Annotated in this window: 23 protein-coding genes; 7 read left to right on the forward strand and 16 right to left on the reverse strand. The window is 69.7% G+C overall.

Features of this window, described 5'->3' with window-relative positions:
- Positions 1-163: 163 nt before the first annotated feature.
- The 4 genes from feoB to AC1DXV_RS06795 all read right to left on the reverse strand — a co-directional run bounded on the left by feoB (position 164) and on the right by AC1DXV_RS06795 (position 4,080).
- Positions 164-2,017, reverse strand: coding sequence for a ferrous iron transporter B (gene feoB / locus AC1DXV_RS06780; protein ID WP_477932965.1), 1,854 nt, complete (start codon positions 2,015-2,017; stop codon positions 164-166).
- On the reverse strand, positions 2,014-2,274 hold the full coding sequence (locus AC1DXV_RS06785; protein ID WP_477864903.1) for a FeoA family protein: 261 nt from the start codon (positions 2,272-2,274) through the stop codon (positions 2,014-2,016). The genes feoB and AC1DXV_RS06785 overlap by 4 nt, the downstream gene beginning before the upstream one ends.
- A 142-nt stretch (positions 2,275-2,416) precedes the next feature.
- Positions 2,417-3,775, reverse strand: a complete 1,359-nt coding sequence (radA, locus tag AC1DXV_RS06790; RefSeq protein ID WP_477864904.1) for a DNA repair protein RadA — start codon at positions 3,773-3,775, stop codon at positions 2,417-2,419.
- Positions 3,772-4,080 carry a DUF2917 domain-containing protein gene (locus tag AC1DXV_RS06795; protein WP_477864905.1) on the reverse strand — a complete coding sequence of 103 codons (309 nt, stop codon included), beginning with the start codon at positions 4,078-4,080 and terminating at the stop codon, positions 3,772-3,774. Before AC1DXV_RS06795 ends, radA begins: the two co-directional genes overlap by 4 nt.
- A gap of 177 nt (positions 4,081-4,257) precedes the next feature.
- On the opposite strand from AC1DXV_RS06795, the gene AC1DXV_RS06800 reads away from it, so the two are divergent.
- The 4 genes from AC1DXV_RS06800 to AC1DXV_RS06815 all read left to right on the forward strand — a co-directional run bounded on the left by AC1DXV_RS06800 (position 4,258) and on the right by AC1DXV_RS06815 (position 8,290).
- Complete coding sequence (locus tag AC1DXV_RS06800) at positions 4,258-5,721, forward strand: aminotransferase-like domain-containing protein (RefSeq protein WP_477864906.1); 1,464 nt, start codon at positions 4,258-4,260, stop codon at positions 5,719-5,721.
- Positions 5,722-5,765: 44 nt separating this feature from the next.
- Entirely contained in the window at positions 5,766-6,389 is a 624-nt protein-coding gene (locus AC1DXV_RS06805; RefSeq protein WP_477932967.1) for a LysE family transporter, read from the forward strand.
- A gap of 114 nt (positions 6,390-6,503) precedes the next feature.
- Positions 6,504-8,000, forward strand: coding sequence for a methyl-accepting chemotaxis protein (locus AC1DXV_RS06810; RefSeq protein WP_477932969.1), 1,497 nt, complete (start codon positions 6,504-6,506; stop codon positions 7,998-8,000).
- Between the two features lie 38 nt (positions 8,001-8,038).
- Positions 8,039-8,290: an AbrB/MazE/SpoVT family DNA-binding domain-containing protein gene (locus tag AC1DXV_RS06815; protein WP_477864909.1), complete on the forward strand. Its 252-nt coding sequence runs from the start codon at positions 8,039-8,041 to the stop codon at positions 8,288-8,290.
- On the opposite strand, the gene arfB is transcribed toward AC1DXV_RS06815, so the two are convergent.
- From arfB to AC1DXV_RS06860, 9 genes are all read right to left on the reverse strand, one after another.
- Positions 8,287-8,688 carry an alternative ribosome rescue aminoacyl-tRNA hydrolase ArfB gene (gene arfB / locus AC1DXV_RS06820; protein ID WP_477864910.1) on the reverse strand — a complete coding sequence of 134 codons (402 nt, stop codon included), beginning with the start codon at positions 8,686-8,688 and terminating at the stop codon, positions 8,287-8,289. The genes AC1DXV_RS06815 and arfB overlap by 4 nt on opposite strands.
- Positions 8,685-9,785, reverse strand: coding sequence for an alanine racemase (gene alr / locus AC1DXV_RS06825; protein WP_477864911.1), 1,101 nt, complete (start codon positions 9,783-9,785; stop codon positions 8,685-8,687). Before alr ends, arfB begins: the two co-directional genes overlap by 4 nt.
- A gap of 35 nt (positions 9,786-9,820) precedes the next feature.
- Entirely contained in the window at positions 9,821-10,468 is a 648-nt protein-coding gene (locus tag AC1DXV_RS06830) for a Crp/Fnr family transcriptional regulator (RefSeq protein WP_477864912.1), read from the reverse strand.
- Positions 10,469-10,590: 122 nt separating this feature from the next.
- Positions 10,591-11,319: a helix-turn-helix transcriptional regulator gene (locus AC1DXV_RS06835; protein WP_477864913.1), complete on the reverse strand. Its 729-nt coding sequence runs from the start codon at positions 11,317-11,319 to the stop codon at positions 10,591-10,593.
- Positions 11,320-11,431: 112 nt separating this feature from the next.
- Positions 11,432-12,115 (reverse strand): alpha/beta hydrolase, encoded by a 684-nt coding sequence (locus AC1DXV_RS06840; RefSeq protein ID WP_477864914.1) that lies wholly within the window; start codon positions 12,113-12,115, stop codon positions 11,432-11,434.
- Between the two features lie 35 nt (positions 12,116-12,150).
- Entirely contained in the window at positions 12,151-12,816 is a 666-nt protein-coding gene (locus AC1DXV_RS06845; protein WP_477864915.1) for a hypothetical protein, read from the reverse strand.
- Between the two features lie 165 nt (positions 12,817-12,981).
- On the reverse strand, positions 12,982-13,395 hold the full coding sequence (locus tag AC1DXV_RS06850) for a PIN domain-containing protein (protein WP_477864916.1): 414 nt from the start codon (positions 13,393-13,395) through the stop codon (positions 12,982-12,984).
- A complete protein-coding gene (locus AC1DXV_RS06855) occupies positions 13,388-13,615 on the reverse strand; it encodes a DUF6364 family protein (RefSeq protein WP_477864917.1) in 228 nt (75 codons plus the stop codon). Before AC1DXV_RS06855 ends, AC1DXV_RS06850 begins: the two co-directional genes overlap by 8 nt.
- Positions 13,616-13,687: 72 nt before the next feature.
- On the reverse strand, positions 13,688-14,473 hold the full coding sequence (locus AC1DXV_RS06860) for an exodeoxyribonuclease III (RefSeq protein WP_477864918.1): 786 nt from the start codon (positions 14,471-14,473) through the stop codon (positions 13,688-13,690).
- 12 nt (positions 14,474-14,485) lie between these two features.
- Between AC1DXV_RS06860 and pyrE the strand changes: the two genes are divergently transcribed.
- Positions 14,486-15,157, forward strand: a complete 672-nt coding sequence (pyrE, locus tag AC1DXV_RS06865) for an orotate phosphoribosyltransferase (RefSeq protein ID WP_477864919.1) — start codon at positions 14,486-14,488, stop codon at positions 15,155-15,157.
- A 30-nt stretch (positions 15,158-15,187) separates the two neighbouring features.
- Positions 15,188-15,859, forward strand: a complete 672-nt coding sequence (locus tag AC1DXV_RS06870; RefSeq protein WP_477932971.1) for a DUF4124 domain-containing protein — start codon at positions 15,188-15,190, stop codon at positions 15,857-15,859.
- 18 nt (positions 15,860-15,877) lie between these two features.
- On the opposite strand, the gene gatB is transcribed toward AC1DXV_RS06870, so the two are convergent.
- The 3 genes from gatB to gatC are packed head-to-tail and all read right to left on the reverse strand — an operon-like array spanning position 15,878 to position 19,112.
- Entirely contained in the window at positions 15,878-17,326 is a 1,449-nt protein-coding gene (gene gatB / locus AC1DXV_RS06875; protein ID WP_477932973.1) for an Asp-tRNA(Asn)/Glu-tRNA(Gln) amidotransferase subunit GatB, read from the reverse strand.
- Positions 17,327-17,328: 2 nt separating this feature from the next.
- On the reverse strand, positions 17,329-18,813 hold the full coding sequence (gatA, locus tag AC1DXV_RS06880) for an Asp-tRNA(Asn)/Glu-tRNA(Gln) amidotransferase subunit GatA (RefSeq protein ID WP_477932975.1): 1,485 nt from the start codon (positions 18,811-18,813) through the stop codon (positions 17,329-17,331).
- The gene (gene gatC, locus AC1DXV_RS06885; RefSeq protein WP_477872840.1) at positions 18,810-19,112 is read right to left on the reverse strand and encodes an Asp-tRNA(Asn)/Glu-tRNA(Gln) amidotransferase subunit GatC; all 303 of its coding nucleotides are present in this window, start codon (positions 19,110-19,112) and stop codon (positions 18,810-18,812) included. Before gatC ends, gatA begins: the two co-directional genes overlap by 4 nt.
- A 184-nt stretch (positions 19,113-19,296) precedes the next feature.
- On the opposite strand from gatC, the gene AC1DXV_RS06890 reads away from it, so the two are divergent.
- Complete coding sequence (locus AC1DXV_RS06890; protein ID WP_073465816.1) at positions 19,297-20,340, forward strand: rod shape-determining protein; 1,044 nt, start codon at positions 19,297-19,299, stop codon at positions 20,338-20,340.
- The last annotated feature ends 7 nt before the right edge of the window (positions 20,341-20,347 follow it).

Genomic DNA, 20,347 nt, shown 5'->3' on the forward strand with positions numbered 1-20,347 from the left:
GCTGCAGCCGCTGCGCGATCGGCGCCGGCCAGGCCGGCCAGCGCGCGAGGTGCCCGGCGACCGTGCGGCGCAGCGCCGCCGGCATCAGCGCGTTGACCGCGTAGCCGAAGCAGCCGAGGACGATCAATCCGACGATCAGGTCTTGCATGGCAGGCCTCCCGGTTCAAGCGCCGAGCCAGAGGGTGACGCGGTAGGTGATGAAGGACGCGATGTACGCGAGCGCGAACAGGTAGCCCGCCATGATCAGCGGGTAGCGCCACGAGTTGGTCTCGCGGCGCACCACCGCGAGCGTCGACATGCACTGCGGCGCGAACACGTACCAGGCGAGCAGCGAGTAGGCGGTCGCGATCGACCAGCTCTGCGCGATCACCGGCGCCAGCGAATCGGCCACCTCGCCGGCCGCCGACATCGCGTAGACCGTGCCGAGCGCGCCGACCGCCACTTCGCGCGCAGCCAGCCCCGGCACCAGCGCGATCGAGATCTGCCAGTTGAAGCCGATCGGCGCGAAGATCACCTCGAGCGCACGACCGAGGTAACCCGCCAGGCTGTACTGGATGGCCGGGCCGGTGGCGCCGTCGGGCGGCCCGGGGAAGCTCGACAGGAACCACAGCACCACCGTCAGCGCGAAGATGATCCCACCGACGCGGCGCAGGAAGATGCGCGCCCGCTCCCACAGCCCGATCGCGAGGTTGCGGACGTTCGGCAGGCGGTACGGCGGCAGCTCCAGCATCAGCGGCTGGTAGCTGCTCTTCATCCACGAGCGCTTCAGCACCCAGGCCACCGCCATCGCCGACACCACGCCGGCCACGTACAGCACGAACAGCGTCACGCCCTGCAGGTTGAACCAGCCGACGCTGCGCTTCGGCACGAAGGCGCCGATCAGCAGCGCGTAGACCGGCAGCCTGGCCGAGCAGGTCATCAGCGGCGCGACCATGATGGTGGCGAGCCGGTCGCGCCAGTTGGGTATGGTGCGCGTGGCCATGATGCCGGGGATCGCGCAGGCGAAGCTCGACAGCAGCGGGATGAAGGCGCGGCCCGACAGCCCGACCTTGCCCATCACGGTGTCGAGCAGGAAGGCGGCGCGCGGCAGGTAGCCCGAGTCTTCCAGCACCAGGATGAACAGGAACAGGATCAGGATCTGCGGCAGGAACACCAGCACGCTGCCGGCGCCGGCGATCACGCCGTCGACCAGCAGGCTGCGCAGCGGGCCCTCGGCCATGTGGGCGTTCAAAAATTCGCCGGCCGCGGCCATGCCGTCCTTGATGGCGTCCATCGGCACGTTGGCCCACGAGAACACCGCCTGGAACATCAGGAACAGCAGCGCCGCGAGCAGCACCAGGCCCCACACCGGGTGCATCACGACCGCGTCGATGCGGTGGTTGAAGCGCTTGAACTGCATCGCGCCGGGCACCGCCACCGCCAGGATGCGGCGCACCTCGCGCTGCAGCTCGGGCAGCGTCGGCGTGTCGGCGACGACCGGCGGCGTCGGCCACTCGGCCTGCTTCTCGAGCTGGGCCAGCAGCGCCTCGTGGCCGCGGCTCTGCACCGCGACGGTCTCGACGACCGGCACGCCGAGCTCGGCCGACAGCCTGGCCACGTCGATCTGCAGCCCGCGCGCGCGGGCCACGTCGGCCATGTTCAGCGAGACGATCATCGGCCGGCCGAGGCGGCGCAACTCGAGCACCAGGCGCAGGTTCATCGGCAGGTTGGTGGCGTCGACCACCGCGACCAGCGCATCGGGCGCGGCCTCGCCGGCGCGCAGGCCCATCACCATCTCGCGGGTGACCTCTTCATCGGGTGTGGCCGGCGTCAGGCTGTAGGCACCGGGCAGGTCGATCACCGACACCGTGCGGCCGTTGCGCAGCGTCGCGCTGCCCACCTTGCGCTCGACGGTGACGCCGGCGTAGTTCGCGACCTTCTGGCGCGCGCCGGTCAGCAGGTTGAAGAGGGCCGTCTTGCCACAGTTCGGGTTGCCGACCAGGGCAATCCGAAGGGCCTGCAGGGCTTCGGTGCTCATGACGGCAGCCCTTCGAGCTGGACCTCGACGCACTGCGCCTCGATCCTGCGCAGCGCGAAGAAGGTCTCGCCGATCTGCACCGCGAGCGGTTCGCGCCCACCCGGGCCGCGGCGCAGCAGCTGCACCGGCTCGCCGGGCAGGAAGCCCAGCTCGCTCAGGCGGTGCAGCATCTGCGGATCGGGCGAGCCCTCGGCGCGCAGGCCGATGACGGTGCCACGGGCACCGGCGGGCAGGTCGGAAAGACGGGGAGCGGTCATACGGGGCGGGAGCAATCACGGCAGGGCGAAAGCCGCCCGATGCAAATGATAATAGCTCTTGTTTGGCCGCACGGTCGCAGGGGCGCTCCCACCCCTGGCGTGTCACGGTGTGACGCTTTGCGCGATGTCAGCTCAACCCGACTCAGCTCAGCGTGCGCAGCAGGTCGATCGCCTCCTCGATGCGCTCGACCGGGTGGATGGTCAACCCCTCGATGGCCTTCTTCGGCGCATTCGCCTTCGGCACGACGGCCACGCTGAAGCCGAGCTTCGCCGCCTCCTTCAGGCGCTCCTGGCCGCGCGGCGCCGGCCGCACCTCGCCGGCCAGCCCGACCTCGCCGAACGCAATGAAGCCGCGCGGCAGCGGCCGCCCGCGCAGGCTGCTCTGGATCGCGAGCATCACCGCCAGGTCGGCCGCCGGCTCGCTGATGCGCACGCCGCCCACCGCGTTGACGAACACGTCCTGGTCGAGGCAGGCGATGCCGGCATGCCGGTGCAGCACCGCCAGCATCATCGCGAGGCGGTCGCGGTCGAGGCCGACGCTCAGGCGCCGCGGGCTCGGGCCGCCGGAGTCGACCAGCGCCTGGATCTCGACCAGCAGCGGCCGCGTGCCCTCCAGCGTGACCAGCACGCAGGAGCCGGCCACCGGCTCGCCGTGCGTCGACAGGAAGATCGCGCTCGGGTTCGCGACGCCCTTCAGCCCCTTCTCGGTCATCGCGAACACGCCGATCTCGTTGACCGCGCCGAAGCGGTTCTTGATCGCACGCACCAGCCGGAAGCTGCTGTGGGTGTCGCCCTCGAAATACAGCACCGTGTCGACGATGTGCTCCAGCACGCGCGGGCCGGCCAGCGCGCCTTCCTTCGTCACGTGGCCGACCAGGATGATCGTGGTGCCGCTGCTCTTGGCCACGCGGGTCAGCTGCGCGGCGCATTCGCGCACCTGGGCCACCGAGCCGGGCGCCGAGGTGAGCTGCTCGCTGTAGACGGTCTGGATCGAGTCGATCACGCAGATCGCCGGCTGCTCGGCATCGATGGTGGCGGTGATCTTCTCGAGCTGGATCTCGGCGACCACGCGCACCTGCGAGCCGTCGAGCCCGAGCCGGCGCGAGCGCAGCGCGACCTGCGCGCCGGATTCTTCGCCGGTGACGTACAGCGCGCGCATGTTGCGCGACAACGCATCGAGCGCCTGCAGCAGCAGCGTCGACTTGCCGATGCCCGGGTCGCCGCCGATCAGCACGACGCCGCCGGCGACGATGCCGCCGCCGAGCACGCGGTCGAGCTCATCGATGCCGGTGGGCTGGCGGTCGACATCGGAGGCCTCGATCTCGGACAGCGTGGCGACCGGCTGCGCGCCGGCCAGCGATTGGTAGCGGTGCTTCGACGGCGCCTCGGCGACGCCTTCGACCAGCGTGTTCCAGGCGTTGCAGTGCGGGCACTTGCCCAGCCATTTGGGACTGGTGCCGCCGCACTCGCTGCAGGTGTAGATGGATTTGGGTTTGCTCACCCCGCGACTGTAGCGGGGGGCCGGCGGCGGCCCGCGAGGCGCCGCCACCACGCTGTCGTCGACAGCGCCGCCGCGGCCGCGAACAGGCGCAGGTTCGCGCCCGACTCCGCCTCGATCAGCGCCAGCGCCCCACGGCGCAACGCGAGCGTGTCGCCGGCCGCCAGGAAGTGGTCGTCCTCGTCGCCGCTTTGCGTGACCCACACGCGGCCGGCCAGCACTTGCAGCTCGACCGTGCGAGCCGAGCGCCAGCGGTGCAGTTCGCCGGCCGCGAGTTGCAGATCGAGGGTGTGGAGCGGGGTCGTCATGGTGGTCGTGCCGTGGGTTCCTCAGGGCACCAGTGTTCCGGCAAGCGCTGTCCGCCACCACATCCAGAACGGCGCGAACTGCACCGGCACAGATGCTCGCCGCGTCGGCTGTGCTGGTGGCAACTGCCCGGCTCTGTACCTGTGCCGCCCCCAGCGCCACGGCGACAATCGCTTCCCATGGAAGAGGCCCTGCTCGACGCTGATGCGCTGCTGTCGTTGTTGCCACAGTTGCCGCTGTATCAGACAGTGGCCAGCGGGCTGGAGAAGGCCATCACCTGCGGCAGCCTGCGCAGCGGCGACCGGCTGCCATCGGTGCGCCAGCTGTGCCAGCAGCACGGCGTCAGTGCCTCCACCGCGACGCTCGCCTACCGCTGGCTCGAGAACCGCGGGCTGGTCGAGGCCCGGCCCAAGTCCGGCTATTTCGTCGCGCCGCGACCGCAGCCGCTGCCCGAGCCGGAGCTCGATGCCCGCATGAGCAAGGCCGATTTCGTCACGCCCGACGGGCTGACGCGCCAGTTCCTGCTGGCCGCGAACGAATCGGGCTCGATGCCGTCGTTCCGCGTGCAGGCCGGCCGCGCCCTGCTGCCCGAGGCCAAGCTGCGCCAGCTGACGGCCAGCATCAACCGCCGCCACCCCGAGTACGCGTCGCGCATCGAGAGCGGCGGCAGCCCGGCGCTGCGCCGCGAGATCGCCCGCCGCGCGGTCCACAGCGGCGTGCGGCTGCACCCCGACGAGATCGTGCTGACCAACGGCGGCATGGAGGCGATGCACCTCGCGCTGCGCTCGGTGGCGAAGGCCGGCGACACGATCGCGCTCGAATCGCCGACCTACTTCATGCTGCTGGAGGTGATCGAGACCCTGGGAATGCGCTCGCTGGAGATCCCGTCGCATCCGCGCGACGGCCTGTCGATCGAGGCGCTCGACCTGGCCACGCGCACGCCCGGTGCGGTGCGCGCCTGCGTGGTGATCCCGAACTTCCAGAACCCGGTCGGCAGCCTGATGCCGATCGAGAACAAGCGCCGCCTGGTCGCGCTGGCCGCCGAGCGCGGCATCTCGCTGATCGAGAGCGACATCTACGGCGAGCTGCACTTCGGCGACGAGCGCCCGCCGGTGCTGAAGAGCTTCGACGCACGCGACGACGTGATCCTGTGCTCGGCCTTCACGAAGGCGGTGGCGCCCGGCTACCGCGTCGGCTGGATGGCGCCGGGCCGGCACCTGCGCGAATGCCAGTCCATCAAGTTCCGCACCTCGTCGCCCGGCGTGCAGCTGCAGCAGGAGGTGATCGCCGAGTTCCTGGCCGACGGCGGCTACGACCACCACATGCGCCGGCTGCGCGCGGCGCTGAAAGCCCAGGCGCAGGCGATGGCCGACGCGATCGCGCGATACTTCCCGCCCGGCTGCCGCCTGAGCCGGCCGCGCGGCGGGCTGGCGCTGTGGATCGAGCTGCCGCCGCAGGTGGATTCGCGCAAGGTGTTCGAGCGGGCGTGCGCCGAACTGATCGGCATGGCGCCGGGCGCCACGTTCACCTGCAGCGCGCGCTTCGACCACTTCATCCGGCTGCACTACGGCGACCCGTGGACGCCGCTGCTCGAAACCCGCCTGAAACGGCTCGGGCAGATCATCGCGGAGCAGCTCGGCTGAGCGGTGCCCTCTCTTCACTTCATCGTTCACGTCATCGACATCTCATGGAATTCGCTGTCTGGCTTCGTTTCTTCGCCGCCGCCTGGGCGATCAGCCTGTCGCCCGGGGCCGGTGCGGTCGCCGCCATGAGCGCGGGCGTCAACCACGGCTTCGCGCGCGGCTATTTCATGACCTTCGGCCTGGTGCTGGGCATCTGGACACAGGTGATCGTCGTCGGGCTGGGGCTGGGGGCGCTGATCGCCGCCTCGAGCCTCGCCTTCGCCGCGGTCAAGTGGGCCGGCGTGGGCTACCTGGTGTGGCTGGRCATCAGGCAATGGCGCGCGCCGCTCACCCCGGTGGTGGTCGCCACGGAGGAGGGCCAGGTGACGCGGCGCGCCCTGGTGCTGCGCGGCTGGCTGGTCAACGCGGTGAACCCGAAAGGCACGGTGTTCCTGCTGGCCGTGGTGCCGCAGTTCCTCGACCTGGCGCAGCCGCTCGCCCCGCAGTACGGCGTGATCGGCGCGACGCTGATGTTCACCGACCTGGTCGTGATGGCTGGCTACACCGCGCTCGCCGCACGGCTGCTGCGGCTGCTGAAGTCGCCGCTGCAGATCCGCGCGCTGAACCGCCTGTTCGGCAGCCTGTTCGTCGCCGCTGCGGCATTCCTGGCACTCTTCAAGCGCGCCTGACCCGCGCGGTTTGCACGCGGCGCGACAGCGCCTGTACGATCGCCCGACCGCCCGGGCCGACCGGGTGGCAACACCAACGGGGGGCGGATGGACGTGCATCGCAGTGGGGGGCCGATGGGCCTGGGAGTCACCGCATTCGGCAGGCTGGGGCTCGGCGCGAAGCTCTCGCTGCTGGCCGTCGGCTGCGCGCTGCTGGGGGCGGCCGCACTCGGCGCCTGGGTGCAGCAGCACGGCTGGACGCACGGGGGCAGCCTCGCGCTGATCGCCGTGGCGGTGCTGGTGGCCTGGCTGCTGATGGCGCTGTACCTGCAGATGGCCGGCGCGCTGGGCGCGCTCGAATCGGCCGTGTTGCGCATGAAGCAGGGCGACCTGTCGCGCCGGATCGAGATCCGCGGCGAGGATGAATTCGCCCGCATCGGCGCGGCGCTCGATGCGGTCAACGAGACGATCTCCGGGCTGGTGGCCGACATCCGCAGCAGTTCGCTGCTGGTCACGGCGGCCAGCACCGAGCTGACGACCGACACCGCCGACCTGTCGAGCCGCACCGAGCAGCAATCGGCCAACCTGGAGCAGACCTCGGCCAGCGTGCAGCAGCTCGATGCCACGGTGCGCCAGAACGCGAGCGATGCCCGCGAGGCCGAGGCGCTGGCCGCGCGCGTGCACGGCCTGGCCGGCTCGGGCGGCGGCGCGATGCGCGAGGCGGTCGACTCGATGCATGCCATCAAGGCCGGCTCCGAGAAGGTCGGCGACATCATCGGCGTGATCGACTCGATCGCGTTCCAGACCAACATCCTCGCGCTGAATGCCGCCGTCGAGGCGGCGCGTGCCGGCGAGCAGGGCCGCGGCTTCGCGGTCGTCGCGGCCGAGGTGCGCGCGCTCGCGCAGCGCAGCGGCGAGGCGGCGCGCGAGATCAAGGCGCTGATCGAGCAGTCGGGCGCCAAGACCGCGAGCGGCGTCGGCCACATCGACCGGGTGAGCGGCGTGCTGTCGGAGATCGTCGGCGGCATCGCCGAACTCACCGGGCGGATGGGGCGCATCACCTCGGCCGTCGGCGAGCAGAGCGACGGCCTCGCGCAGGTCTCGCAGGCGATGACGCAGCTCGATTCGCTGACCCACCAGAACGCGCAGATGGTCGAGCAGACCTCGCGCGCCTGTGCCAGCCTGGGCGAGCGGGCGCGCCAGCTGTCGGCCGCCGCGGGCGGTTTCAAGCTGCGCCAGGGCACGGCAGACGAGGCGCAGGCGCTGGTGCAGCGGGCCATCACGTTCTACAAGGAGCGCGGCGGCGCGGCGGCGCTGCCCGGCATCACCGAACCGGGCAACGGGTTCTCGGACCGCGACATGTACGTCTTCGCCTGGGACCGGCAGCTCGTGTACCACGCGTTCGGCGGCAAGCCGGCCAACGTCGGCAAGAGCGCGAAGCAGATCATCGGCACCGACGTGACCAGGCTGGCGCACGACGTGTGGGCCGCTGCCGCGGCCGGCGGCGGCTGGGTCGACTACGACTTCCTGAACCCGGCCAACGGGCAGGTGCTGCCGAAGACCTCGTACATCGTGCCGGTGGCGCAGGACCTGGTGCTGGGCTGCGGGATCTACAAGACGCGGCGCGGCTGAGCCGGATCCCGGGGCCGAATCTCATCAGGACGGACACCATGCTCGCCAAACTCAACGCCAAGGGACAGGTCACGATTCCCAAGGAGATTCGAGATCGCCTCGGTCTCGCCAGCGGGTCCGTGCTGGAGTTCAGCATGCATCCCGATGGCACCTTGGTGGCCCAACCGGTGAAGCCGGACGCTCGCCGGATCCGAGGACTTCTGAAATCGCCCTTCGTCACGCCTCTGACGACCGGCCAGATGGATGAAGCCATCGCGAGTCACCTGCGAGACCGACAAGCGAGACGCTAGACGTCGCGCACTTTCCCCCGCGAGCTCTTCAGGTCGCCGCGCTGAGACTTTCCTTCGAGCCGCCGCTTCTGCGACCCGCGCGTCGGTTTGGTCGCTCGCCGCGGCGGCGCCACCACGGCCACGCTGTCGACCAGCTGCTGCAGGCGCTGCAAGGCATCCTGGCGGTTCATGTCCTGGCTGCGCGAGGTCTGCGCCTTGATCACGACGACGCCTTCGCCGGTGATGCGCTGGTCGGACAGCGCGAGCAGCCGCTCCTTCAGCGGCTCGGGCAGCGACGACGCACGGATGTCGAAGCGCAGGTGCACCGCGCTCGACACCTTGTTGACGTTCTGCCCGCCCGCCCCCTGCGCGCGGATCGCGCTGAACTCGACTTCGGCGGGATCGACCTGGGGCGTCACGGCACGGCGTGCGTCGGCACCCGCTGCGCGAGCGCGCACATCAGCTCGTAGCCGATCGTGCCGGCCGGCCGCGCGACCTCGTCGATCGACAGCACGCTGCCGTGCGGGCCGCGCCCCCACAGCGTGACCTCGCTGCCGACGCCCGCCTGCGGCAGCGGCGTCAGGTCGATCGCCAGCATGTCCATCGACACCCGGCCGACCAGCCCGCAGCGCACGCCATCGACCAGCACCGGCGTGCCGGCCGGTGCGACGCGCGGGTAGCCGTCGGCATAGCCGCAGGCGGCCACGCCGATGCGCATCTCGCGCTCGGCGGTGAACGCACTGCCGTAGCCGACGGTGTCGCCGGGCTTCAGCGCCTGCACGCCGATCAGCTTCGAGCGCAGCGTCATCGCCGGGCGCAGGTCCCAGTCGGCGATCGTCTTCTCGGGGTGGTCGGGCGACGAGCCGTACACCATGATGCCGGGGCGCACCCAGTCGGCCCGCACGCCCGGCTGCGTCGGCGCGAAGCGCAGCGTGGCCGCGCTGTTGCTCAGCGAGCGTTCGCCGTCGAGGTCGGCGGTGGCGGCGTTGAACACCGCCACCTGCGCCTCGATGCCGCGCGGCCCGTCGGCATCGGAGAAATGCGTCATCAGCGTGATCGCGTCGACCTGCGGCAGGTTCGACAGCCGCAACCACGCGGTGCGGAACGCGGCCGGCGTGAAGCCGAGCCGGTTCATGCCGGAGTTCATCTTCAGGAAGACGTGGTGCGGCCAGGTCGTCTTGTGCATCGCGAGCCAGTCGATCTGCGCCTCGTGGTGCACCGTGTGCCACAGGTTCAGGCGCGAGCACAGCTCCAGGTCGCGTGCTTCGAAACAGCCCTCGAGCAGCAGGATCGGCCCGCGCCAGCCCAGCGCGCGCACCCGCTCGGCCTCGGCCAGGTCGAGCAGCGCGAAGCCGTCGGCGGCCTGCAGCGCGCCGTACACCCGCTCGATGCCGTGCCCGTAGGCGTTCGCCTTGACGATCGCCCAGACGCGTGCATCGGGCGCGCAGGCACGGGCGCGCTGCAGGTTGTGGCTCAGGGCATCGCTGTGGATCAGCGCTTCGATCGGACGCGGCATGCGCCGATTCTGCCAGCGGCGCGCGCGCCTGCCGGCTACCAGCGCGCGGGCAGCGGCCGCTTCAGCACGATCTGCGTGCGGCTGACCGCGATGTGCCCGCCGGCGTCCAGGTCCTTCAGCAGCCGGCTCACCATCTCGCGCGAGCAGCCGACGCGGCTGGCGATCTCCTGGTGCGTCAGCCGTTCGCGGATCACGTGCGTGCCGTCGGGCTGCACCACCGCCAGGTCGGTCAGCAGCTGCGCGACGCGGCCGTAGACGTCGAGCAGGGCCAGGCTGCGCGCACTGTGGGTCGCCAGGCGTGCGCGGTGGATCACGCGCGAGATCAGCTCGAACGCGAACTCCGGCCGCTCGGCGATGTGCTGGCGCAGCGTGTGCCGCGTGACGACCGAGCACACCGTGGGTTCGAGCGTGATGACCGAGGCCGAGCGCGGGCCGCCGTCGAGCGACATCTCGCCGAGGTACTCGCCCGGGCCGTAGACGCCGTAGACGATCTCGCGGTCGCGCTCGTCGATCGAGAACGCCTTGACGCGGCCCGACAGCAGGATGAACAAGGTGTCGCCGTGATCGCCCTCCTGGATCAGCAGCACGCCCTTGCGATAGCGGCGCTGCTCGCCCCGGGCGGAGAGCAGGCCCAGGGATTCGGACAGCAGGGGGATGGATGCTGGGCCGGAGACGGCGTCCATGGAGAAGCGGCTGCGAATGGGGAAAGCCCGGGCGGGTCGCCCGGGAGCCCATCCAATCTAGCACGCCGCCCTGGCGCCTCCGTGACGGCGGACGCGCCGCGCGTGACGGAAGCCGGCGCGGATCAGTGCGACAGCGGCATCTTCATGGCCGACGCGATCGGCGGCAGCACCGCGACGCGGTTCAGCAGGTCGCCGATGCTGGCGGTCTGCGTCTTGATGCGGATGCTGCTGATCTGCGAGCGCACCGTCGAGACGGCGACGCTGAAGGTGCGCGCCACTTCCTTCGGCCGCTGGCCGTCGCACAGCGCGCGCAGCACCTTGGTCTCGGCGGCCGTCAGGCCGTGGGTGCGGGCGAAGAACTCGAGGGTCAGCGATTCGCAGCGGTGGCGCTTGCCGAGCACCAGCATCGCCAGCGCACCGTCCTCGGGCGAGGACATCGGCACGAAGGCCACCGGCATCGCGCCGTCGTCGCGGCTCAGGTTCAGCATGCGGCGCCGGCCGCCGCAGGCGCCGAGCAGCGCGCCGAGGAAGCCGGACAGCTCCTCCGCATGCCGCGGCAGCACCTGGTCCTTGATGAGGCGCAGGCCGTCGCCGGCCTGCAGCAACTGCCAGCCGAGCTGGTTGGCATGGCGCAGGCTGCAGTTCGCATCGATCAGCAGCAGGCCGTGGTCCATCTCGTCGAGCATCATCGTCAGCCAGCGGGCCATCGCGGAGTGGCCGTGGCGGCGCTCCGGTCCGGGATAGGGCGGGGTGACGGAGTCGACGACGGGGTGGATCGCGGCCGGGGCGGGCCGCAGGTTCAGGTGGGTGGTCGGGCGGGTGTCCGGGGGTGAGAGCAGTTCATCCAACATGGCGCTGTCCTTCTGATGGCAGGTGCAGCAGCAGCGCTGTGCACCTTGTTACAGCGTAGGGGCGTCGGATGCCGGCAGGTGGTGAAAACCGCCGGGCGGGTTTGTGATTTATTCACCTCGGCCGGGCGGGGTCGCCCAGCAGCGTGGTCAGCCAGCGTGTCAGGTGCTCGACCTCCGGGCCGCACACCGAATGCGGCATCGGGTACTCGTGCCACTCGAGCGGGTGGCCGAGCGCCAGCAGCGCGTCGCGCGATGCGAGTGCGCGGGCGATCGGAATCACCGGGTCCTGCCGGCCGTGCGCGAGGAAGATCGGCACGCCGTGGTTCGCGGCATGGCGCTCGGCCGCGGTCTCGGCCGCCAACGGCAGGTAGCCCGACAGCCCGACCAGGCCGGCCAGCCGCTCGCCGTGGCGCAGCCCGGTCAGCAGCGTCATCGCACAGCCCTGCGAGAAGCCGCCGAGCACGATGCGCGAGCTGGGGATGCCGCGCTCGTTCTCGCGCGCGATCAGCGCTTGCACCAGCGCCTGCGATTCGCGCAGGCCGGTCTCGTCCTCGCGCCGCACCAGGTCGGCGCCGAGAATGTCGTACCAGGCGCGCATCACGTAGCCGCCGTTGATCGTGACCGGCCGCGTCGGCGCGTGGGGAAAGATGAAGCGCACCGGGCCGGCGGCCGACAGGTCCAGCTCGTGCGCGAAGGGCGCGAAGCCGTGCCCGCTGTCGCCGAGCCCGTGCAGGAAGATGATGGTGGCCGTCGGGTTCGGGCCGGTGTCGGTTTCGATGGTGTCGAGGAGCTGCATGCCGCGATGCTAGCCCGGCAGGATCACCAACCGGCTCAAAAGCGGTAGTTCACGCCCAGGCTGAGTTGCGGGATCGCGCGGATCTTGCCGACGCCGTCGCGCAGCTCCTGCGTTTCCTGGTCGACATCGGCGTTCAGCTGCGCGCGCTGGGTCGCATCCATGCTGTCGAAGGTGGGGCCGCTCGCGGCCGACTCGACCTTCGCGCGGCCGATGCTCGCACCGAGGTCGAAGTGGAAGCCCCAGGCGCCTTCGGTGCCGGCCTGGTGGCCGTAGCCGATGCCGAGGAACGGCGTCGTCTTCGGGAACTTCACGTGCGCGTCGAAACGGTCGCCGTCCTGCGTCGCGTAGGTGGTGTTGCCGATCACGATCTGGTTGTTGGTCGGCTTGCCGGCCAGGTCGAGCTTCATCGCGTTGAAGGTCACGCCGCCGGTCAGGCGCCAGCCGCCGGTGAAGAACCAGTCGGCGAACACGCCGCCGCGGCTCAACTTCAGCTCGGCGTCGTAGTGGATGCCGTCCTCCGTCTTCGTGGTGCTGTGCTTGCCGAGCGACGCGACATCGCCGCGCAGCGTCACCGACGGCGCGACCGGCTGCGCATAGCCGAGCATCAGGCCGTGCGTGCCGATGCCGGTGTAGACCTCGCCGGCGTGGGCGCCAGCGGCCAGTGCCAGGGTGGCGGCCAGGGTGGTCAGCGTCTTGATCATGAGCGTCTCCTCGTACTGCATCTGAGTGAAGGCGAACCCGCGGGTGCGGGTGAGCGCTCATTCTTCAGCGAGGAGGGGCGGGACCAAGCGCCGAACAGCGCGGGACGGGAGGCGTTGTTCAGCGTTTCGGGTGTCGGCTCAGAGCGTGAAACGCCTTGGCGGCGTTCATGGCGTCACGAAGGGGTTTTCGATGCGCACGCCTCCAAGCACCGCGCCGTGTTGCATGTCTTCGCTCAACACCCGCTCACATCCGCCAACGATGGCAGCCTGCACGATCAACGCGTCGTAGAACGACAGACTTCGCAGGACGTGAAGATCCAGCGCGCCGGCGATCAAGTCGGCCGACGTGGTCACCATGTCGAATCGCCGATAGAAACCGATCCGTCGCCGAATCAGTTCGTGTGGAAGCCGAAGCTTGCGCAACGCGACATTCACGTATTCCTGGAGCACTTGGGTGGACAGCACCGCGGTGCCCGCGCGGCGCGTTGCGGTGATCAGCGCGATGGCGCGTTGCTGCTTCTCGGGCTCGTCCGAGGCATCTGCGTAGACAAGAACGTTCGTGTCCAGCAGGCTACGCACGGCGATTGGCCTCTTCGCGATCGAAGCGCCAACCACCCAGCCGTCCCGGTGTGGCTCGAACGGATTGCTCGAAGGCCTGCAGCTCGTTCGCCAGCTGCTGGCTTCCTGCCAACTGCTCCAGGTAGTCTCGAACGGCCTGGTTCAGACTTTTGCCCATCGTGGCGGCGGCTGCACGAGCCTGCTCCGCGATGCGCTCGTCCACGGACAAGGTGATGTTCATATTTTCCCCTTACGTGCGCACATATTATGTGCTGAAACGCAAGGGAATTTGAAGCCCCTCGGTGGACGATGCTCAGAGCGTGAAGTCGTAGTCGATGATCAGCGGCGCGTGGTCCGAGAAGCGCTGCTCGATGTAGATGTGCTCGCGCAGCGCCGTGGCAGCCAGCGCGGGCGTGGCCAGGTGGTAGTCGAGCCGCCAGCCGACGTTCTTCGCCCAGGCCTGGCCGCGGTTGCTCCACCAGGTGTATTGCTCGGCCTTCGGGTTCAGCGTGCGGAACACGTCGACCAGGCCCAGCTCGTCCAGCGTGTGCGTCATCCAGGCCCGCTCCTCGGGCAGGAAGCCGCTGTTCTTCTGGTTGCTGCGCCAGTTCTTCAGGTCGATCTCCTTGTGCGCGATGTTCACGTCGCCCACCAGGATGAACTCGCGCTCGGCCTTCAGCTTCTGCAGGTACGGCGTCATCAGCGCCAGAAAGCGGAACTTCGCCAACTGCCGCTCCTCGCCGCTGGAGCCGCTCGGGAAGTAGCAGCTGATGATGCTCAGCTTGCGCTTCGGGGTGTCGAAACGCGCCTCGATGTAGCGGCCCTCGGCATCGAACTCGGGCGAGCCGAAGCCCACCACCACGTCGCTCGGCGTCTTGCGCGCGTACAGGCCGACGCCCGAGTAGCCCTTCTTCTCGGCGAAGTGGAAATGGCCGTGCAGGTCGTGCACCTGCTCGAAGCGGCCGGCGATGTCGGCCGCCTGGGCCTTGACCTCCTGCACCCCCATACAATCGGCGCCGATGCTTTCCGCCCACGGCACCAGCCCCTTCGTGGCAGCCGAGCGGATGCCGTTCAGATTCAAAGACACCAGACGGAACACGAAAGACCTCCGATGAGCCCCACCGCTGACACCCTGGCCAAAGACTTCGTCAGCTTCTCGGTGGAAGCCGGCGTGTTGCGGTTCGGGGAGTTCAAGACCAAGGCCGGGCGGCTGTCGCCCTATTTCTTCAATTCCGGCCTGTTCGACGACGGCGCCAAGCTGGGCCGCCTCGCGGAATTCTATGCGCGCCGCCTGCTCGCCTCGGGCGTCGAGTTCGACATGCTGTTCGGCCCCGCCTACAAGGGCATCACGCTGGCCTCGGCCACCGCGGTGGCGCTGGCGAGCCTGGGCCGCAACGTGCCGTTCTGCCACAACCGCAAGGAAGCCAAGGACCACGGCGAAGGCGGGCTGATGGTCGGCGCGCCTCTGAAGGGCCGCGTCGTCATCATCGACGACGTGATCACCGACGGCGCTTCCAAGCGCGAATCGGTCGACATGATCCGCGCGGCCGGGGCGGAACCGGTTGCGGTGCTGATCGCGATGGACCGCATGGAGCGCAAGGGTTCCGATGACAACCTGAGCGCCCGCTCGTCCGTTGAGGAGTTCGAAGCGGCGTACCGCATGCCGGTACTCGCCATTGCGACGCTGGCGGACTTGCTGCAGTATCTGCAGACGAATGACGATCCGGCCCTGCGCAGCCACCTGGCGCGCGTGACCGCCTACCGGGACCGTTACGGGGTGTAAATGACGAGCCTGCTTGTGGTGAATCGACCGATGCGAACCTGGCGTTGCCTTGCCGTGCTGGCGGGGTTCGTGGCCGCCGCCCCGGCCCACGCCGCGATCTACAGCTGCGTCGACGGCAACGGCCGGCGCCTGACCTCCGACCGGCCCATCGTCGAATGCGCGACCCGCGAGCAGCGCATGCTCAACACCGACGGTTCGGTGCGCCAGATCGTGCCGCCGACGATGACCGCCGACGAGCGCGCCGAGGCCGAGGCGAAGGAGCGCCAGGCCTCGGCCGACCGCGTGGCGCAGCAGGATGCGATGCGCCGCGACCGCAACCTGGTGAACCGCTTCCCCAACGATGCCGCCCACATGAAGGCGCGCGAGGCCGCACTCGACGACGTGCGCAAGGGCGTTGCGTTCTCGCAGGGGCGGCTGGCCGAGCTCGAGCGCGAGCGCAAGCCGCTGATCGACGAGCAGGAGTTCTACAAGGGCAGGAAGCCGCCGGCCAAGCTGCGCCAGCAGCTCGATGCGAACGACGCCGCGGTGGCGGCGCAGAAATCGCTGGTGCAGAACCAGGAAGACGAGATCGTGCGCATCAACAACCTCTACGACGTCGAGCTCGAACGGCTGAAGAAGCTGTGGGCCGGCGCGTCGCCGGGGTCGATGGGCGCGCTGCCGGCTGCATCAGCACCGGCGCCGCGCAAGGCGGCGGGGAAGTAGACGCGGAAGCAGGGCCCGTCAGCTGAGCTTCTTCTTCAGCAACTCGTTCACCTGCGACGGGTTCGCCTTGCCCTTGGTGGCCTTCATCGCCTGGCCGACCAGCGCGTTGAACGCCTTGTCCTTGCCGGCGCGGAATTCCTCGACCGACTTCGCGTTCGCCGCCAGCACTTCATCGAGGATGCGCTCCAGCTCGCTGCTGTCGCTCATCTGCTTCAGGCCCTTGGCCTCGATGATCGCGTCGATCTGGCCGCCTTCGGACCAGAGCTGATCGAACACCTGGCGGGCGCCGTTGTTCGACACCGTGCCGTCGGCGATGCGCCCGATCAGCGCGGCCAGCGTCGCGGCACTCACCGGGCTCTGCGCGATGTCCTTCTCTTCGGCGTTCAGCCGCCGCGACACCTCGCCCATCAGCCAGTTGGCCGCCAGCTTCGGCTGGCCGCAGGCCTTCGCCGTTTCCTCGAAGAACGCGCCGAAGGCCTTGCCCTGCGTCATCATCGACGCGTCGTAGGCCGGCAGCCCGTAGTCCTTCTGGAAGCGCTCGGCCATCAGGCGCGGCAACTCCGGCATCGCGGCGCGCACCTGCTCGACCCACTCGGGCGCGATCACCAGCGGCGGCAGGTCGGGGTCGGGGAAGTAGCGGTAGTCGTGCGCGTCTTCCTTCGTGCGCATCGCCCGCGTCTCGCCGGTGTCGGGGTTGAACAGCACGGTCGCCTGCTGCACCTTGCCGCCGTCCTCGATCAGGTCGATCTGCCACTGGATCTCGTAGTCGATCGCCTGCTGCAGGTACTTGAAGCTGTTCAGGTTCTTGATCTCGCGGCGCGTGCCGAACTCGGCGCCGGGCCGGCGCACCGACACGTTGGCATCGCAGCGGAAGCTGCCTTCCTGCATGTTGCCGTCGCAGATGTCGAGCCACACCACCAGCGAATGCAGCGCCTTCGCGTACTCCACCGCCTCGGTGCTCGCGCGCATGTCGGGCTCGGTGACGATCTCCAGCAGCGGCGTGCCGGCGCGGTTCAGGTCGATGCCGGTCTGGCCGGCGTAGTCCTCGTGCAGCGACTTGCCGGCATCTTCTTCCAGGTGGGCGCGCGTCAGCTGCACCCGGTGCTTCAGGTCGCCGACGAAGAACTCCAGCGAGCCGCCCTGCACCACCGGCGTCTCGTACTGGCTGATCTGGTAGCCCTTCGGCAGGTCCGGGTAGAAGTAGTTCTTGCGCGCGAAGATCGACAGCGGCGCCACCGTCGCGCCGACCGCCAGCCCGAAGCGGATCGCCCGCTCGACCGCGCCGCGGTTCATCACCGGCAGCGTCCCCGGCAGCGCCAGGTCGACGGGCGAGGCCTGCGTGTTCGGCGCGGCGCCGAACTGCGTGCTCGAGCCGCTGAAGATCTTGCTGCGCGTGGACAGCTGGGCGTGCGTCTCGAGGCCGATGACGACCTCGTAGCCGCGGATCAGTTGGGGGGTGCTTGCCATGGTCAGGGGGAGGGGGCTTGGGCGTGCCAGTCGGTCGCCTGCTGGAAGGCATGGGCCGCGTGCAGCAGCGTGCCCTCCTGGAAATAGTTGCCGATCAGCTGCAGGCCGACCGGCATGCCGCCTTCGCCGGTGCCGGCCGGCAGGCTCATGCCCGGCAGGCCGGCCAGGCTGGCAGGCAGCGTGAAGATGTCGGCCAGGTAGTTGGCGACCGGGTCGTCGCTCTTGTCGCCGAGCTTCCAGGCCACCGTCGGCGCCACCGGCCCGGCGATCACGTCGCACTGCGTGAAGCAGTGCTGGAAGTCGTCGGCGATCATGCGCCGCAGCTTCTGCGCCTGCAGGTAGTACGCGTCGTAGTAGCCGTGGCTCAGCACGTAGGTGCCGATCATGATGCGGCGCTTGACCTCGGCGCCGAAGCCCTCGGCGCGGCTCTTCTTGTACATGTCGAGCAGGTCGGTGTACTTGCCGGCGCGGTGCCCGAAGCGCACGCCGTCGAAGCGGCTCAGGTTCGAGCTGGCCTCGGCCGGCGCGATGATGTAGTACACCGGGATCGACAGCTCGGTGCGCGGCAGGCTCACGTCGACCAGCGTCGCGCCGAGCTTCTGCAGCTCGGCCAGTGCCGCGCGCACCGCGCCGTCGACATCGGCGGCGAGCGCCGCCGGGAAGAACTCCTTCGGCAGCCCGATGCGCAGGCCCTTCAGCGGCTGCGCGGCGGTGGCGCCGGGGCGGGCTGCCGTGAGCGCCGCCGCGTAATCCTGCGGCGGGCGCTGCGCGCTGGTCGCGTCGCGCTCGTCGAAGCCGCTCATCGCCGACAGCATCAGTGCGCAGTCCTCGGCGCTGCGGGCGAACGGGCCGGCCTGGTCCAGGCTGGACGCGAACGCGATCATCCCGTAGCGCGAGCACACGCCGTAGGTCGGCTTGATGCCGGTGATGCCGGTGAAGCTGGCCGGCTGGCGGATCGAGCCGCCGGTGTCGGTGCCGGTGGCCACCGGCACCAGCCGTGCCGCCACCGCGGCGGCCGAGCCGCCCGACGAGCCGCCCGGCACGCGCGAGGCATCCCACGGGTTCTTCACCGGGCCGAAGGCCGAGTTCTCGTTGCTCGAGCCCATCGCGAACTCGTCGCAGTTCAGCTTGCCGAGCGTCACGGTGCCGGCCGCGGCCAGCCGGGTCACGACGGTGGCGTCGAACGGGCTGCGGTAGCCGGCCAGCATCTTCGAGCCGGCGGTGGTCGCGAGCGCCTCGGTGACGAAGATGTCCTTGTGCGCGAGCGGCACGCCGAGCAGCGGGCCGCTCTCGCCGGTGGCGCGGCGCGCGTCGGCCTGCGCGGCCTGGCGCAGCGCGCCCTCGGCGTCGACGCTCAGGAAGGCGCCCAGGTGCGCATGCGCGGCAACGCGTGCAAGCAGTTGTGTCGTCGCCTCGACGCTGGAGACCTGCCGCGCGGCGAGTGCGCGGGCCAGTTCGGCCGCGCCCAGTTGATGCAGGTCCTTCATCCTTCGATCACCTTCGGCACGAGGAACAGGCCGTCCTCGACGGCGGGCGCGCTGCGCTGGTTGGCGGCGCGGCCGTCGGTCTCGGTGACGATGTCGTCGCGCAGGCGCAGCGCCACTTCCTGCACCGCCGACAGCGGCGTGTACAGCGGCTCGATGCCGCTGGTGTCGACTGCGCTCATCTGTTCGACGATCGAGAAGAAACCGTTCAGTTGCTGCAGCATCGCCGCCTCTTCGGCGGGCTTCAGTTCGAGGCGCGCGAGGTTCGCGATGCGGCTCACGTCTTTGGAGTCCAGTGCCATTGGAATTTGAGGGGAGATGAGGGTGCCGACGGGGCTGGAATTCAGGGGGCTTGGGGTATTATCCCCGGTTATCCACAAGCCTCTTTCGGCGTGCAAATTCAAGGGTTTGCAGGACTTTCGAGCGGCTCGCGGACCCACCCGCTGGAAACCCGGCCGACCGACGCCAACAAGAACCCTTCCGCACATGTTTGCATCCCTGCGCCGCTACTTCTCCACCGACCTGGCCATCGACCTCGGCACCGCCAACACGCTGATCTACGTGCGTGGCAAGGGCATCGTGCTGGACGAGCCCTCGGTCGTCGCGATCCGCCACGAGGGCGGCCCCAACGGCAAGAAGACCATCCAGGCGGTCGGCACCGAGGCCAAGGCCATGCTGGGCAAGGTGCCCGGCAACATCGAAGCCATCCGGCCGATGAAAGACGGCGTGATCGCCGACTTCACCGTGACCGAGCAGATGCTCAAGCAGTTCATCCGCATGGTCCACGACTCGCGGATGCTCAGGCCGAGTCCGCGCATCATCATCTGCGTGCCCTGCGGCTCCACCCAGGTCGAGCGCCGGGCCATCCGCGAATCGGCGCTCGGCGCCGGCGCGAGCGAGGTCTACCTGATCGAGGAACCGATGGCCGCGGCGATCGGCGCCGGGCTGCCGGTCAGCGAGGCGAGCGGCTCGATGGTGGTCGACATCGGCGGCGGCACCACCGAGGTCGGCGTGATCTCGCTGGGCGGCATGGTCTACAAGGGCAGCGTACGCGTCGGCGGCGACAAGTTCGACGAAGCCATCATCAACTACATCCGACGCAACTACGGCATGCTGATCGGCGAGCCCACCGCCGAATCCATCAAGAAGAACATCGGCTCGGCCTTCCCCGGCTCCGAGGTCAAGGAGATGGAAGTCAAGGGCCGCAACCTCTCCGAAGGCGTGCCGCGCAGCTTCACGATCAGCAGCAACGAGATCCTCGAGGCGCTGACCGACCCGCTCAACCAGATCGTCTCCAGCGTCAAGAACGCGCTCGAGCAGACGCCGCCCGAACTGGGCGCCGACATCGCCGAGCGCGGCATGATGCTGACCGGCGGCGGCGCGCTGCTGCGCGACCTCGACCGCCTGCTGGCCGAGGAAACCGGCCTGCCGGTGCTGGTCGCCGAAGACCCGCTGACCTGCGTCGTGCGCGGCTGCGGGATGGCGCTGGAGCGGATGGAACGCCTCGGATCCATCTTCACCTCCGAGTGAACGTGAC

The organism is Rhizobacter sp. P3_C12 (genome assembly GCF_056402735.1).